A 14,029-nucleotide genomic window follows, 5' to 3' on the forward strand; every position below is an offset into this window, starting at 1 on the left:
CCGCGGGCGCCGCCACGAGGCACCGTGGACTGCGTGAACGGCTACGACGAGTCAGACCTGCGACGTGCGGCGGCAGCCGGCATCCAGGCGCCTTCGATGCACAACACCCAACCCTGGGCCTTCCGGCTGCGGGACGGGGCCATCGAGGTGACGGCGGACCCCACCCGCCGGCTCACCGTCGCCGACCAGAGCGGCTGGGCGATGCGCCTGGCCCTCGGGGCCGCCACCTTCAACGCGCGGCTGGCGCTGGCCTGGGGCGGCACCCCGGCGGACGTGCTGCTGCTTCCGGACCCGGCCGAGTCCGGCCTGGCCGCCCGGCTGACGCCGGGAAAGAAGAGGCCTCCGACGTACGCGGAACGGGACCTGTACGCCGCGATCGAGCGCCGGCACAGCAACCGGCAGCCGTTCTGGCCCGACCCCGTGCCGGCCGGCGCCCGGGTCCGGCTGATCGAGGCGGCCCGCGCCGAGCACGCCTGGCTGGACCTGCTGGTCGGGATGACCGCGCTGACCGGGTTCTCGGAGATCGCGCACAGCGCCGACCGGGTGCTGCGGCGTGACGGGCGGTACCAGGCCGAGCTGATCAGCTGGACCGGCACCGAGTCGGCCACGGACGGGATGCCGGCGTTCGCCGGGGCGGCGGTCGGCGAGAGCCACGACCTGATCCCGCAGCGGGCGTTCACCGAGCGGCGCCGCGCGCCGGGCCGGGACTACGAGCCGGAGCCGCTGGTCGGCATCCTGGGCACGGCCGGTGACCGGCGGCTCGACCAGTTGCAGGCCGGTCAGGCGCTGCAGCGGGTCCTGCTCACCGTGACGGACGCGGGGCTGGCCTGCTCGATGATCTCCCAGCCGATCGAGGTGCCGGCCGCCCGTGACCAGTTGCGGCGCTCGCTGGGCCGGACCGGCTTCCCGCAGATCGCCCTCCGGATCGGCTACGGCCACCCGGGCCGCCGCTCCCCCCGCCGCCCCGTCGAGGAAACCCTGGGCTGACCCCCCGCGCGACACGGCCCCGGCTGCGTCCGCACCGCGCCACCCGGTCCCGACCGGTGGCGCCGGGTCTCCCGCACCGCGCGAGACACCCGTCACCACCATACGATCGTGATTGTTGATAGTGATCACGTTCATCGCGCGTTCTAGTTGCCAAGGATGTGCAACAGCTAGCCGTGGCTTATAAGCTGATCCCGCGGGGAATCCGGCCCCGCGTTGGGGAGGGCGCCATGGATGCGCAAGCGATGCACATCGCGAACGGGATCGTGAACGGCCCGGTGTCGGCGATCTTCGTGGTGTTCGCCGTCGCCGTGCTCGCCGTCTGCGTGCGGCGGGCGCGAGCCGACCTGGACGACCGGCTGGCCCCGATGGCCGGCCTGGTCTCGGCGTTCATCTTCGCCGTCCAGATGCTCAACTTCCAGGTGCTGCCGGGCGTCTCCGGCCACCTGCTGGGCGGCACGCTCGCGGTGATCCTGGTCGGTCCGTGGGTCGGCGCGCTCTGCGTCTCCACCGTCCTGATCGTCCAGTGCCTGCTCTTCGCCGACGGCGGCCTGACCGCGATCGGGCTGAACATCACGAACATGGCGCTGCTCGGCACCGCCGCCGGCTACCTGCTGGTCGCCGGTCTGCTGCGGGTGCTGCCGAAGAATCCGGGCGGCCTCGGCGTCACCGCGTTCGCCGCCTCGGTGGTCTCCGTCGTGGTGGCCTCGCAGGGTTTCGTCCTGGAGTACGCGCTGGGCGGCACCACCGACCTCTCGCTCCCGTGGATCTCCGGCACCATGGCGGGCGTGCACGTGCTGATCGGCATCGGTGAGGGCCTGATCGCCGCGACCACCGTGGCGACCGTCGCCCGGGTCCGTCCCGACCTGGTCTACGCACTCCGCAAGTTCCGCAAGCCGGTCGTCCTGGAAGAGGTCGCGGCATGACCAGGAAGCTCGGCTGGTTCCTGGCCGGCGGCCTGCTGGTCGCCCTGCTGCTGGCCGGGGTGGTCAGCAACTTCGCCTCCGGCAGCCCGGACGGCCTGGACGCGACCGCCCGCGAGGGGTGCACGTTCGGCGCCGACGGGGAGATCACCGGCGGCACCTGCATGGCCCAGCGGGAGCGGGACCACCAGATGAAGGACAGCCCGCTCGCCGACTACGGCATCCGGGGCGTCCACAACGAGGCGGTCTCCACAGGCCTCGCCGGGGCGGCCGGCGTGCTGATCACTTTCGGCATCGGCGCGGGCGGCCTCTGGCTGGTCCGCCGCCGCGAGCGGAAGGCCGCCTGAGGTGGGGGCGGGGCACACCCACGCGCTCTACCTCGACCGGGGCGGCCGGGTGCACCGGCTGGCCCCGGAGGTGAAGATCGTGGCGGTGCTGCTGTTCACGATCGTGGTGGTGGTCACCCCACCCGCCGAGTTCCCCGCGTTCGCCGGCTATCTCGTCCTGCTGGCCGGTGTCGCGGCGGTGGCCCGGGTCCCGGCGCTCTGGCTGCTCAAACGGGCCACCATCGAGCTGCCGTTCGTGCTGCTCGCGGTGGCTCTGCCGGTCTTCGGGCACGGCGAGCGCATCGACTGGCTCGGCCTGTCCCTGTCGGTCGAGGGCCTGCACGGCGCGTGGAACATCCTCGCCAAGGGGACGCTCGGCGTGCTGGCGTCGCTGCTGCTCGCCGCGACGACCACGATGCGCGACCTGATCCTCGGGCTGGACCGGCTGCGGGTCCCCGCGGTGTTCACCCAGATCGCCACGTTCATGCTGCGCTACATCGACGTGCTCGCCGACGACGCGCGCCGGATGCGCATCGCCCGGCTGTCCCGCGGCTACGACCCGCGGTTCCTCTGGCAGGTGAAGGCGTTCGCGGTGGGCGTGGGGTCGCTGTTCCTGCGGTCGTACGAACGGGGCGAGCGGGTCTACCTGGCGATGGTGTCCCGCGGGTACACCGGACGCCTGCCGCACGCCGAGTCGCGGAAACCGGCGACCCGCGAGTGGGCGCTCGCCGCCACCCTGCCGTTGATCTCGCTCGGCATCGCGGTCCTAGCATGATCGGCGTGACGACTCCCGCTCTCCAGGTCACCGGGCTGCGATACGCCTACCCCGACGGCCGGCCCGCGCTGCGCGGCGTCGACCTGACCCTCGCCCCGGGCGAGCGGGTCGCCCTGCTCGGCCCGAACGGCGCCGGCAAGACCACCCTGGTGCTGCACCTCAACGGCATCCTGCACGGCGGCGGTGGCCGGGTGGAGGTCTCCGGGCTGCCGGTCACGCCCGGCGACCGGGCCGCCATCGCGGAGATCCGCCGCCGGGTCGGCATCGTCTTCCAGGACCCCGACGACCAGCTGTTCATGCCCACGGTCGCCGAGGACGTCGCGTTCGGCCCGGCCAACCTGGGCGTGCGCGGCGCCGAGCTGACCGCCCGGGTGGACGAGGCACTGGCCGCGGTCGGCATGACCGAGCACCGCGACCAGGTCCCGCACCACCTGTCGTTCGGCCAGCGCCGGCGGGTCGCGGTGGCGACCGTGCTGGCGATGCGCCCGGAAATCCTGGTCCTCGACGAGCCGTCGTCCAACCTGGACCCGGCGAGCCGGCGCGAGCTGGCCGAGATCCTCGAGTCGCTGCCGGTGACGCTGCTGATGGTGACCCACGACCTGCCGTACGCGCTGGAGCTGTGCCCGCGTTCGGTCATCCTGGACGGTGGCCGTATCGCCGCCGACGGCGATACGGCCGCGTTGCTGTCCGACCGCGAGCTGATGCGCGGCCACCGCCTGGAGCTGCCGTTCGGCTTCAACCCGGCGGCGGCCGGCGCCTGACGTCCGCGACGGGTCGCAGCTCCCCCAGGCGTTTGGATTCCTACTCGGGGCGGCCGTCGGCGAGCCATTGGGCGAGACCGCGCAGCCCGGCCGCCCACCGGCCGAGGTCGGTGACCTCCGCGTGCCCGGTGACGACGGTGAGCAACTCGGCCACCGCCTCGTCCGTCCGCCGCGCGTCGTTGAGGGTGAGGGCCCGGAAGACGCGTACGGAGTCGGAGTCGGGAAACTCCCCGCGGGCCCGGTCGAGCACCGCCAGCGACTCGTCCAGCTTGCCCAGCCATCGCAGGGTACTGGCGTACTGGCACAGACACCGGCGCAGGACGTCGCCGTCGAGGCCGAGGGCGAGCGCCCGCTCGTAGTAGCCGCGGGCGGTCTCCTCCTGGCCCGCGGTGTCGTAGGCGCCGCCGACCTCGTACACGAGGACGGGGTGGTCGGGGTGCTCCGCGAGCAGCGCCTGGAAGTAGGCGATCGTGGGCGCCATGTTCGACCGGTCGCGCTGCTCGTAGCCACGCTGGATCGCCTCGGCCAGTTCGGGCGTCACGTCTGTCGTCACTGCTGCGGCTCCCGAGGATACGAGTGTGAGGATCGGCTCAGGCTATCGCAGCCTCGTCCACAGGGCGCCGCGTCGCCCCGGTCGGCCGTGGCACGGATCCGTTCCTGTTCGCCGTCGCCGTACCGGACGCCAGGAGCCCGCCGTGCTCATCCCGCCGGCCAGCGTTCGGCGGGATGAGCATGGCGCGGGAACAACGAGCGCCCGCCGTAGCGGCGCTGGTGTGCTGAGTCAATTTCGACTCAGGACACCAATCAGGCGGCCTGCCGCAGTTCCCCGGCGACGCCGGTGACCAGCGCCTGCCAGGTCTCCGGCCCGACCACGCCGTCCACGGTCAGCCCGGCGCCGGACTGGAAGGCGCGCACCGCCGACTCGGTGGCCGGCCCGAAGATCCCGTCCGGGTCGGACGGCGTCCCGGCGCGCTGCCGGAACTCGTGCTGAACCCCGCGCACCGCGCTGCCCGACGCGCCCGGCCCCACCGCCACGATCAGCGCCTGCCAGGTGTCGCCGCAGACGACGCCGTTGTCGGGGAGTCCGCGGGTGCGCTGGTAGGCGGGGACCGCGTCGCCGGTCTGGGCGCCGAAGACGCCGTCCACGGTGACCGTGTGGCCACGGGCTCGCAGCAGATACTGCAGCGTGGGCACGGGATGCCTGGTCGAGCCCTGCCTGGTCGTCGGCCAGCGGCTGTGCGTATCTGCCATCCGGAAGTCCCTTCCTCCACGTCGAGTAGGCGTATGCCATTCACCTTCGCGCCATCCGTCGTCGAAAGAAAGGGTGAAGTGGCTCTCCGCCCCTACTTTGTTAGGCGGAGAGACACTGCGACCGTCACTGATCAGTGCTGGGCCCAGTCGCCGAGCGACCAGTCACGCACCTCGGGCATGTCCTCCAGGTGCTCCACGACGTACGCCTCGTGCTTGCGCAGCTGGGCCTGGCACCAGGCCTTGAGCTCGCTCGCCCCGCCCGGCAGCCGGTGGGAGTTGTTGATCGCGTCCATCACCAGGTGGTAGCGCGACGCCTTGTTCCGCACGGTCATGTCGAACGGCGTGGTGGTGGTGCCCTGCTCGATGAAGCCGCGGACGCGGAACCGGTCGGCGTCCGGCCGGCCGTGCACCAGTTGGTGGATGGCGCCCGGGTAGCCGTGGAAGGAGAACACCACGTCCACGTGGTCGGTGAACAGCTCGCGGAACATCGTCTCGCTCATGCCGTGCGGATGGTCCTTGGGCCGCGGCAGCGTCATCAGGTCGACGACGTTCACCACCCGTACCTTCAGCCGTGGCAGCTTCTCCATCAGGATCCGCGCCGCGGCCACCGTCTCCATCGTCACCACGTCGCCGGCACAGGCCAGGACGATGTCCGGGTCGCTGTTGCCGTCGTCGGTGCCGGCCCATTCCCAGACGCCCGCGCCCTTGGCGCAGTGCTCGATCGCCTGCTCCATGTCGAGCCACTGCAGCTGCGGCTGCTTGTCGATGACGATCAGATTGATGTACGACCGGGACCGGAAACAGTGATCGGCCACCGAGAGCAGCGTGTTCGCGTCCGGCGGAAGGTACACCCGCGCCACGTCGCCGCGCTGGGTCAGCACGTTCTGGATCAGGCCGGGCCCCTGGTGCGAGAACCCGTTGTGGTCGTTGCGCCAGGCCGTCGAGGTGAGCAGGATGTTCAGGCTCGGCACCTTGGCCCGCCAGGGCAGGTGCGAGGCCTCCTGCAGCCACTTGCCGTGCTGGATCGTCTGCGACGCGCTGACCATGGCGAACGCCTCGTAGGTGGCGAACATGCCGTGCCGCCCGGTCAGCGTGTAGCCCTCCAGCCAGCCGTGGCAGTTGTGCTCGGAGAGCACCTCCATCACCCGGCCGGAGCGGCTGATCTTCACGTCGTCCGGGGTGACCGTCTCCATGAAGCCGCGGTCGGAGACCTCGAAGACGGCGCCGAGCCGGTTCGAGTTCGTCTCGTCCGGGCAGAACAGCCGGAACCGGTCGGTGTTGCGCGCGTAGATGTCACGCATCATCTCGCCCAGCTTGCGGGTCGACTCGGCACGGCCCGCTGCCGGCCTCTCCACCGCGACCGCGTAGCCGCGGAAGTCCGGCAGGTCGAGATCCCTGGTCAGCCGGCCGCCGTTGGCGTGCGGGCTGGCGCTCATCCGCAGGTCGCCCTCCGGCGCCAGGTCGCGGACCGGGCCGGACGGGGCGCCGGTCGCGTCGAACAGCTCCTCCGGCCGGTAGGACCGCAGCCACTCCTCGAGCAGCCGCAGGTGGTCGGGGTTGTCCTTGACCCCGGAGAGCGGGACCTGGTGGGCCCGCCAGGTGCCGCCCACGGTCACGCCGTCGACCTTCTCCGGACCGGTCCAGCCCTTGGGCGTACGGAGGATGATCAGCGGCCAGTGCGGCCGGGAACCGTCCCAGTCCCCGGCACGCGCCGCGGTCTGGATCGCCCGGATCTTGCCCCACGCCTCGGCGAGCGCCTGCGCGAACCGGTGGTGCATGCCGGGCAGGTCGTCGCCGGAGACCTCGATGATCTCGTATCCGTGGCCCTCCAGAAGCTTGCGCACCTCGGCCGGATCTTTGCGGGCGAGCACGGTCGGGCCGGCGATCTTGGCGCCGTTGAGGTGCAGGATCGGCAGCACCGCGCCGTCGCGCTCCGGGTTGATGAAGGAGACGCCCTTCCAGGAGCCCTCCAGCGGCGCGGTCTCCGCCTCGCCGTCGCCGACCACCGCGATGCTCAGCAGGTCCGGGTTGTCCATCACCGAGCCGAACGCGTGGACCAGCACGTAACCCAGCTCGCCACCCTCGTGGATGGAGCCGGGCGTGGTCACCGAGACGTGGCTGGGGATGCCGCCCGGGCTGGAGAACTGCCGGAACAACCGCAGCATGCCGTCCTCGTCCTGGGTCACCCCCGGGTAGATCTCCGAGTAGGTGCCCTCCAGGTAGCCGGCGGCCACCAGCGCCGGGCCGCCGTGCCCCGGCCCGGCCAGGTAGATCGCCTGCTGGCCGGTGGTCTTGATGAGCCGTGACACGTGGGCGTAGATGAACGACAGGCCGGGGCTGGTCCCCCAGTGCCCGAGCAGCCGCGGCTTGATGTGCTCCGGGCGCAGCGGCTCCCGCAGCAGCGGGTTGGCCTGCAGATAGATCTGTCCGACGGTCAGGTAGTTGTTCGCGCGCCACCACGCGTCGAGGCCCGCGACCTCGGTCTCGTCGGGTTGGGCGAGCTTACGCACCAGGTCCTCGTGGTCGAGCACAGCGGTCACGATCTTTCCTTCCCCCTGAAGGCTTCGTCGTCGAGCACTCTTCTCCGCCGGAACCTCCTGGCGGCAGGGTCCTTCGGCCCCTCCGATCGGGACGTTACCCGCGGGAAACGGCGCCATGCCGGGTCGTTTCGCCTACTTCCCTCGCAGAGCGGCGAGGACCGGCGCATACATCCGACTCTTGATCGTCCCCAGGGTCTGGCCCGCGTTGGGCGCCAGCGTCGCGGCGATCCTGGTGGCCGTGGCGTCGACGGCGTCCTCGGCTACCGCGTGGTCGACGATCCCCGCCCGGAGCGCCTCGGCGCCGCCGTACCGGCGTCCGGTGGTCATCGCCTCGTGCGCGACCTGCGGAGTGAGGCGGCTCTGGATCAGCGCGGACATCCCGGGCGTGAACGGGATGCCGATGTTCACCTCGGGCAGGCACCAGAAGCCGCGGTCGGCCCGCATCACCCGGAAGTCGTGCGCCAGCGCCAGCATCGCCCCCGCCGCGAAGGTGTGCCCAGGCAGGGCCGCCACGGTCGGCACCGCAAGAGCCAGGAACCGGGCGAGCAGATTCTGTACGGTCGCGGCGTACCCGGGAAGCCTGTCCCCGTTGGCGCCCAGCCAGTCGAGGTCGAGCCCGTTCGAGAAGAACTTCCCGGTCGCGGTCGTGACCAGGGCCTTCGGCCCGTCCGCCTGCTCCACCTGGTCGAGCGCCCGGCCGACGGCGTCGAGCCAGTCCGGATGGAAGCGGTTCTCGGTGTCGCCGAGGTTCAGCACGAACACGTCGTCGTGGCGGTCGAGAGTGGGCATTGGACGCCTCCTTCAGCGAAGTTACCGACTGGTAACTTCGCCATGGTGGCTCACCCCGCATGACCGGTCAAGCTGTCCCCCGGGGCTACCGACAACGCCGCCGGCACCGGCCATGATGGGCGGCGTGGCCCGGTCCGCGACCTGTCCGGCGATCAGGCGTCGCGGCACGCTTGTGCCGAGGCCGAGCGGGATGACCGGCGGCCGGCGCTGATCGTCGCCCCGTGAGCTCCGGCCCCGGAACCCGCCTGAGCCGCAGCCGGTCAGCGGCGCTGCTGGTCCAGGGTGAGGGTGCAGCTGTCCTGCTCCGCGGCCAGCTCGGTGATGTCGCCGCCGAGCTGCACGCGCCACGGGAGAGGCTCGCCGCTGCGGCCGACGCGGAGCTCGGCGCCCTCGCGGACGACGCTGAAGACCGTGTCGGCGCCGGACGGGCCCGGGACGACCACGGCGGTGCGGCCGGCGGCCGGCTCGAAGAGGCGCAGGGTGACGCCGTCGCGGTAGTCGTAGTCCGGGCGGTCCTGGCGGGCTCCGACCGGGATCGCCGCGCCCGGACGGACCAGCAGCGGGACGGTGTCGAAGCCGTGCGTCTCACGGACCCAGCCGGGGCCCTGGACGACCTCGCCGGTCAGGTAGTGCGTCCAGCGGCCGGCCGGGACGTAGTAGGACACCTCGCCGGACTCGCTGAACACCGGCGCCACCAGCAGGTCGCCGCCCAGCAGGTACTGCCGGTCCAGATAGGTCACCGCAGGGTCGTCCGGGAAGCCGACCACCATCGGCCGCATCACCGGCACGCCGGTCAGGTGGGCTTCCCGGGCGGCGCCGAACACGTACGGCATCAGGCGGTACTTGAGGTGCGTGAAGAAGCGGAGCACGTCCACCGCCTCCTCGTCGAAGTTCCACGGCACCCGGTACGACTTCGAGCCGTGCAGCCGGCTGTGCGAGGAGAGCAGCCCGAACGCCACCCAGCGTTTGAAGACCGCCGGGTCGGGCAGCCCCTCGAAGCCGCCGATGTCGTGGCTCCAGAAGCCGAAGCCCGACGACATCAGCGACAGGCCGCCGCGCAGGCTCTCCGCCATCGACGTGAAGGTGCCGGTGTTGTCGCCGCCCCAGTGCACCGGGAACTGCTGCCCGCCGACCGTGGCCGAGCGGGCGAACAGCACCGCCTCCCCCTCGCCCCTGGCGTCGCGCAGCACGTCGAAGACGACCCGGTTGTAGAGCTGCGTGTAGTAGTTGTGCATGCGCTCCGGGTCGGACCCGTCGTGCCAGACGATGCCGTCGACCGGGATGCGTTCGCCGAAGTCCGACTTGAACGCGTCGACGCCCATGTCGACAAGCGCGCGCAGCTTGCCGGCGTACCAGGCGCGGGCGTCCGGGTTGGTGAAGTCGACCAGGCCCATCCCGGCCTGCCAGCGGTCCCACTGCCAGACGTCGCCGGAGGCGGTCCGGACCAGGTACCCGTTGGCCTTGCCCTCGGCGAACAGCGGCGAGCGCTGCGCGATGTACGGGTTGATCCACAGGCAGACCTTGAGCCCCTTGCCGGCGAGTCGCTCGAGCATGCCGGCCGGGTCCGGGAAGGTGCGGGTGTCCCACGCGAAGTCGCACCAGTTGAACTCGCGCATCCAGAACGTGTCGAAGTGGAACACCGACAGCGGCAGGTCCCGGTCGGCCATCCCGTCGACGAACTTGTTCACCGTCTCCTCGTCGTAGGAGGTGGTGAACGACGTGGTCAGCCACAAGCCGAAGGACCAGGCCGGGGGCAGCGCCGGCCGGCCGGTCAGCGCGGTGTACCTGCGCAGCACGTCGGCCGGGGTGGGTCCGTGGAGCACCAGGTACGACAGGGCCTGGCCGGCCACGCTGAACTGGGTACGGGTGACCATCTCGGAGGCCACCTCGAAGGACACCTTGCCGGGGTGGTCGACCAGGACGCCGTACCCGGCGTTGGTGAAGTAGAACGGGACGTTCTTGTAGGCCTGCTCGCTGCTGGTGCCGCCGTCCTCGTTCCAGATGTCGATGCTCTGGCCGTTCTTGATCAGCGGACCGAAGCGCTCGCCGAGGCCGTAGACCACCTCGCCCACCCCGAGGTCCAACTGCTCGTGCACGAAGTCGCCGGCGCCGCCGGAGACGACGCCCATACCCTTCCAGCCGCTGCCGGTGAGCCGTCTGCCGTCGGCGACGAAGTCCAGTCCCCAGTTGTCGCCGGTGCGCACCGAGGCGGTCAGCGCGCCGGAGGTGAACGAGGTGTCCGTGACGGCGATCTGCGCCGGCCCGGTGGCGATGGCGAAGTCCGGGCCGGTCGGGGCGCCGCCCTGGAAGTGTTCGATGGTGACCCGGACGACGTCGTCCATCGGGGCGCTGAGGGTAACCGTGATCAGCGGCGCGTCCAGGGTGTCGCCGCGGTCCCGGATCCGCTTGGTGGCGGCGTAGACGGTCAGCGATTCCGGTCCGGCGCTGCTGTCCAGGTAGTGCGCCGGGTGCACCACGGTGAGGCCGTCGCGCTTGCGCCAATAGCCGTCGGTGAACTTCATGGGTGTCCTTTTCTAAAGATCACTTGATGGCGCCGGCGGCGACGCCGCGCGTGAGGGTCCGCTGGAAGAGGAGGAAGAAGACCATCGCCGGGACGATGCCGATCAGCGCGGACGCGCTGGTGGTCGTGGCGTCCATCAACCGGTCGCCCTGCAGCACGCCGAGCGCCACCGGGACGGTCTGGTTGTCGTTGGAGATCAGGAAGATCAGCGGCAGGAAGAACTCGTTCCACGTCCAGATGAAGAAGAACGTGAACAGGACCGCGAGGGTCGGCCGACTGACCGGGACCACCACCCGCCACAGCGCCCGCCATCTGCCGGCGCCGTCGATCGAGGCGGCCTCCAGCAGCTCCTTGGGGAACTCGGTGTAGACCGAGGTGAGCAGGTACGTGCCGAAGGCGCTCTGGACGACAGTGAAGATGATGATGATCGAGAACAGGCTGTCGTAAAGGCCGAGCTGCTTCGACAGGTGGTACAGCGGGTAGACCAGCGCCTCCTGCGGCAGCAGGTTGGCGATCAGGAAGAAGACCAGGAACCAGATCCGGCCCTTCACCCGGCCGACGCCCAGCGCGTACGCGTTGCACACCGACAGGACCACGCCCAGAACCGCGACGACGAGGCTGGTGATGAAGCTGTTCCAGAGCTTGAGGCCGAAGTCGACCCGGTTCCAGAAGTCGACGACGCCCTTCCAGTGGAGGTGGCCGGGCAGCGCCAGCGGGCCGTGCGCCGCGTAGTCGGCCGGGCTCTTCACCGCGTTGATCGCGACCACCAGCAACGGCGCGACCACCAGCAGGAGCAGGACCAGCAGTAGGGCCAGGATCAGGAACCGGGTGGGGTGCCGTGCACGGAAGGACGCCCGGGAGGGGGTGACTGTCATTTCAGCTCCGCTCGGCACGGTTCTGCAGGCGCAGGAAGACGGTCGCGAGGATGATGATCAGGACGGTGAGGACTGTGGAGATCGCCGAGCCGTACCCGACCTGGGCCTTCTCGAAGAAGTTCTGGTAGGCGAAGTACGACGGCACCAGCGTCGCGTTGCTCGGCCCGCCGCGGGTGAGCACGAAGATCTGCCCGAAGATCTTGAGGGTCGCGATGGTGGTGGTCACCAGCACCACGTACAGCTCGGGCCGGATCATCGCGATGGTGATCTTCCGGAACCGCTGCCACCAGGTGGCGCCGTCCAGGTCGGCCGCCTCGTACAGCTGCGGGTCGATGCGCTGCAGCCCGGACATGAAGATCACGATCGGGTAGCCGAGCTGGAACCAGATCATCACCGCCATCACGCTGAACAGCGCGTACTTCGGGTCGCCCAGCCAGTTGCGGGCCAGCGAGCCGAGCCCGGCCGACTCCAGGATCCTGTCGAGCGCGCCGTAGCCGGGGTGCAGGATCCAGCCCCAGATGATGCCGGTGACCGCGACCGGCAGGACCTGTGGCAGGTAGTAGCCGGAGCGCAGCACCGACGCCCAGCGGTCGCCGAACCGCTTGGCGACGTAGTCGAACAGGACCGCGGCCAGGACTAGGCCGAGGAAGGTGGGGATCACCGCCATCGCGACGATCAGCAGGACGATGTGCCCGAACGACGCCCAGAAATTGGCGTCCCCGAACAGCCGGGTGTAGTTGTCGAGGCCCACCCACCTGGGGCTGCCGATCCCGGTCCACTTGGTGAAGCTGATGTAGACCGTCATCACCAGCGGGACGACGATCACCGCGGTGGAGGCGACCAGCCCGGGGACGAGGTAGACCGCGTACCCGCGGTTCTTGGTGCTGCCGGCCATGCGCCCGGTCCTTTCCAGCGGGGCGGGCGACGCCCGCCCCGGTTGTCACAGCGCCGGTCACTTGCCGAGGTCGGCGAGATTCTCCTGGTACGGCTTGGCGATCTCGTCACGGAACGCCTGCGGCGTCTTGGAACCGTTGATCAGGCCCTGCACGCCGGCCACCAGCACGTCGTAGTAGCCCGGGGCCGGCCAGTCCGGATAGAAGGCGAGGCCGTCGGACGAGGTGAGCTTGGTGAAGTTCTCGATCAGCTCCTTGTTCTTGGCGTCGGTGATCGCCGCGGGGTCCGCCGCGACCGGCACGCCACCGCTGTTGCCGAGCAGGTTCTGCACCTCGGGCGACATGGTGATGTCGATGAAGTCGTACGCCAGGCTCTTGGCCCTGCTCTTCTGCGGGACCACCCACAGGTTGCCGCTGGAGCCGGGGTGCAGCGTGTTGCCGGGGAACAGGAAGGTGCCCCACTCGAAGTTCTTCACCTCGTTGACGAACCGGCCGTACCACCAGGAGCCGGAGATCAGGATCGGGAACTTGCCCTGCTCCCAGGAGACGCCCATGTCCTCGGCCTTGATGCCGGCCGAGTCCTTGCCGAGGTAGCCCTTCGACACCCAGTCGGCGAACGCCTGCGCGCCGTAGCTGATCACCGGGCCGTTGAAGTCGACCTTGTTCTTGTACAGCTGGTAGTCGTCGACGAAGGCCCGGTCGGCCTTGGCGAGCGCGAGCTCGTAGAAGATCTGCTGAGCCGGGTACTCGGCGCCGCCGACCGCGAGCGGGGTGACCTTGTTCTTGACGAACGTGTCCATCGCGGCGGTGAACTGGTCGAACGTGGTCGGCACGGCGATCTCGTACTTGTCGAACAGCGCCTTGTTGTAATAGACCATGACGTATTCGCCGTAGTTGGGCACGCCGAAGAACCTGCCGCTGCCCATGATGCCGTCGTCGTCGTACTTCGCGGTGGTCTGCAGGCTGCCGCTGAGCAACTTGTCCCAGCCGTACTTGCCGAACTGGTCCGACAGGTCGGTGAGCAGGCCTTGCTTGGAGAGCAGGCCGGCGGTCGCGTTGCCCTTGTTGTACTCCATGATGTCGGGCGCGCTGTCCGAGTTCAGGATCATCTGAGCGTTCTGCTGGATCTGCTCGAAGCTCTTCTCCTCGAACTTCACCTCGACGCCCGGGTGCTTCCGCTTGAAGATCTCGATCGCCTTGTTCCAGGCGACGCCCATAGCGCTGGTCGGGCCCTCGTAGTGCCAGAGGGTGAGGGTCTTGGCGTCCGCACCCTCGTCCGCGGAGGAGGAGCCGTCGCCGCAGGCGGCGAGCGCGATCGAAGTGGTCGTCGCGAGGGCGCCGGCCAACAGCCCACGTCGTGAAAGAGCCATGTCGTGTCCTCCCAGGGGACT

Annotated in this window: 13 protein-coding genes; 5 read left to right on the forward strand and 8 right to left on the reverse strand. The window is 70.2% G+C overall.

The window, feature by feature from the left end:
- Positions 1-33 precede the first annotated feature (33 nt).
- The 5 genes from Asi03nite_RS15920 to Asi03nite_RS15940 all read left to right on the forward strand — a co-directional run bounded on the left by Asi03nite_RS15920 (position 34) and on the right by Asi03nite_RS15940 (position 3,769).
- A complete protein-coding gene (locus tag Asi03nite_RS15920) occupies positions 34-987 on the forward strand; it encodes an Acg family FMN-binding oxidoreductase (protein WP_203680521.1) in 954 nt (317 codons plus the stop codon).
- Positions 988-1,214: 227 nt separating this feature from the next.
- A complete protein-coding gene (locus Asi03nite_RS15925; protein WP_203680522.1) occupies positions 1,215-1,910 on the forward strand; it encodes an energy-coupling factor ABC transporter permease in 696 nt (231 codons plus the stop codon).
- Complete coding sequence (locus tag Asi03nite_RS15930; protein ID WP_203680523.1) at positions 1,907-2,254, forward strand: PDGLE domain-containing protein; 348 nt, start codon at positions 1,907-1,909, stop codon at positions 2,252-2,254. Before Asi03nite_RS15925 ends, Asi03nite_RS15930 begins: the two co-directional genes overlap by 4 nt.
- A gap of 1 nt (position 2,255) precedes the next feature.
- A complete protein-coding gene (gene cbiQ / locus Asi03nite_RS15935; RefSeq protein WP_203680524.1) occupies positions 2,256-3,008 on the forward strand; it encodes a cobalt ECF transporter T component CbiQ in 753 nt (250 codons plus the stop codon).
- 5 nt (positions 3,009-3,013) lie between these two features.
- The gene (locus Asi03nite_RS15940) at positions 3,014-3,769 is read left to right on the forward strand and encodes an energy-coupling factor ABC transporter ATP-binding protein (protein ID WP_373872118.1); all 756 of its coding nucleotides are present in this window, start codon (positions 3,014-3,016) and stop codon (positions 3,767-3,769) included.
- A gap of 40 nt (positions 3,770-3,809) precedes the next feature.
- Here Asi03nite_RS15940 and Asi03nite_RS15945 read toward each other — a convergent pair whose 3' ends face one another.
- The 8 genes from Asi03nite_RS15945 to Asi03nite_RS15980 all read right to left on the reverse strand — a co-directional run bounded on the left by Asi03nite_RS15945 (position 3,810) and on the right by Asi03nite_RS15980 (position 14,008).
- Positions 3,810-4,322, reverse strand: coding sequence for a tetratricopeptide repeat protein (locus Asi03nite_RS15945; protein WP_203680528.1), 513 nt, complete (start codon positions 4,320-4,322; stop codon positions 3,810-3,812).
- Positions 4,323-4,573: 251 nt separating this feature from the next.
- Entirely contained in the window at positions 4,574-5,020 is a 447-nt protein-coding gene (locus tag Asi03nite_RS15950; RefSeq protein ID WP_203680530.1) for a peptidoglycan-binding domain-containing protein, read from the reverse strand.
- A 131-nt stretch (positions 5,021-5,151) separates the two neighbouring features.
- A complete protein-coding gene (locus tag Asi03nite_RS15955) occupies positions 5,152-7,560 on the reverse strand; it encodes a phosphoketolase family protein (protein WP_203680532.1) in 2,409 nt (802 codons plus the stop codon).
- A gap of 132 nt (positions 7,561-7,692) precedes the next feature.
- On the reverse strand, positions 7,693-8,349 hold the full coding sequence (locus Asi03nite_RS15960) for an enoyl-CoA hydratase-related protein (protein WP_203680534.1): 657 nt from the start codon (positions 8,347-8,349) through the stop codon (positions 7,693-7,695).
- Between the two features lie 260 nt (positions 8,350-8,609).
- Complete coding sequence (yicI, locus tag Asi03nite_RS15965; protein ID WP_203680536.1) at positions 8,610-10,871, reverse strand: alpha-xylosidase; 2,262 nt, start codon at positions 10,869-10,871, stop codon at positions 8,610-8,612.
- 19 nt (positions 10,872-10,890) lie between these two features.
- On the reverse strand, positions 10,891-11,745 hold the full coding sequence (locus tag Asi03nite_RS15970; protein ID WP_203680538.1) for a carbohydrate ABC transporter permease: 855 nt from the start codon (positions 11,743-11,745) through the stop codon (positions 10,891-10,893).
- 1 nt (position 11,746) lies between these two features.
- Positions 11,747-12,640 (reverse strand): carbohydrate ABC transporter permease, encoded by an 894-nt coding sequence (locus Asi03nite_RS15975; protein ID WP_203680540.1) that lies wholly within the window; start codon positions 12,638-12,640, stop codon positions 11,747-11,749.
- A gap of 57 nt (positions 12,641-12,697) precedes the next feature.
- Positions 12,698-14,008, reverse strand: coding sequence for an extracellular solute-binding protein (locus Asi03nite_RS15980; RefSeq protein WP_203680544.1), 1,311 nt, complete (start codon positions 14,006-14,008; stop codon positions 12,698-12,700).
- Positions 14,009-14,029 lie beyond the last annotated feature (21 nt).

The sequence above is a fragment of the Actinoplanes siamensis genome (genome assembly GCF_016862395.1).
Classification (GTDB): domain Bacteria; phylum Actinomycetota; class Actinomycetes; order Mycobacteriales; family Micromonosporaceae; genus Actinoplanes; species Actinoplanes siamensis.

Bases quoted from the DNA above. Each gene is read 5' to 3' on its own strand.
- Asi03nite_RS15975 (WP_203680540.1), bottom strand. From the start codon at position 12,640: ATGGCCGGCAGCACCAAGAACCGCGGGTACGCGGTCTACCTCGTCCCC.
- Asi03nite_RS15980 (WP_203680544.1), bottom strand. From the start codon at position 14,008: ATGGCTCTTTCACGACGTGGGCTGTTGGCCGGCGCCCTCGCGACGACC.
- yicI (WP_203680536.1), bottom strand. From the start codon at position 10,871: ATGAAGTTCACCGACGGCTATTGGCGCAAGCGCGACGGCCTCACCGTG.
- Asi03nite_RS15925 (WP_203680522.1), top strand. From the start codon at position 1,215: ATGGATGCGCAAGCGATGCACATCGCGAACGGGATCGTGAACGGCCCG.
- Asi03nite_RS15970 (WP_203680538.1), bottom strand. From the start codon at position 11,745: ATGACAGTCACCCCCTCCCGGGCGTCCTTCCGTGCACGGCACCCCACC.
- Asi03nite_RS15960 (WP_203680534.1), bottom strand. From the start codon at position 8,349: ATGCCCACTCTCGACCGCCACGACGACGTGTTCGTGCTGAACCTCGGC.
- Asi03nite_RS15950 (WP_203680530.1), bottom strand. From the start codon at position 5,020: ATGGCAGATACGCACAGCCGCTGGCCGACGACCAGGCAGGGCTCGACC.
- Asi03nite_RS15930 (WP_203680523.1), top strand. From the start codon at position 1,907: ATGACCAGGAAGCTCGGCTGGTTCCTGGCCGGCGGCCTGCTGGTCGCC.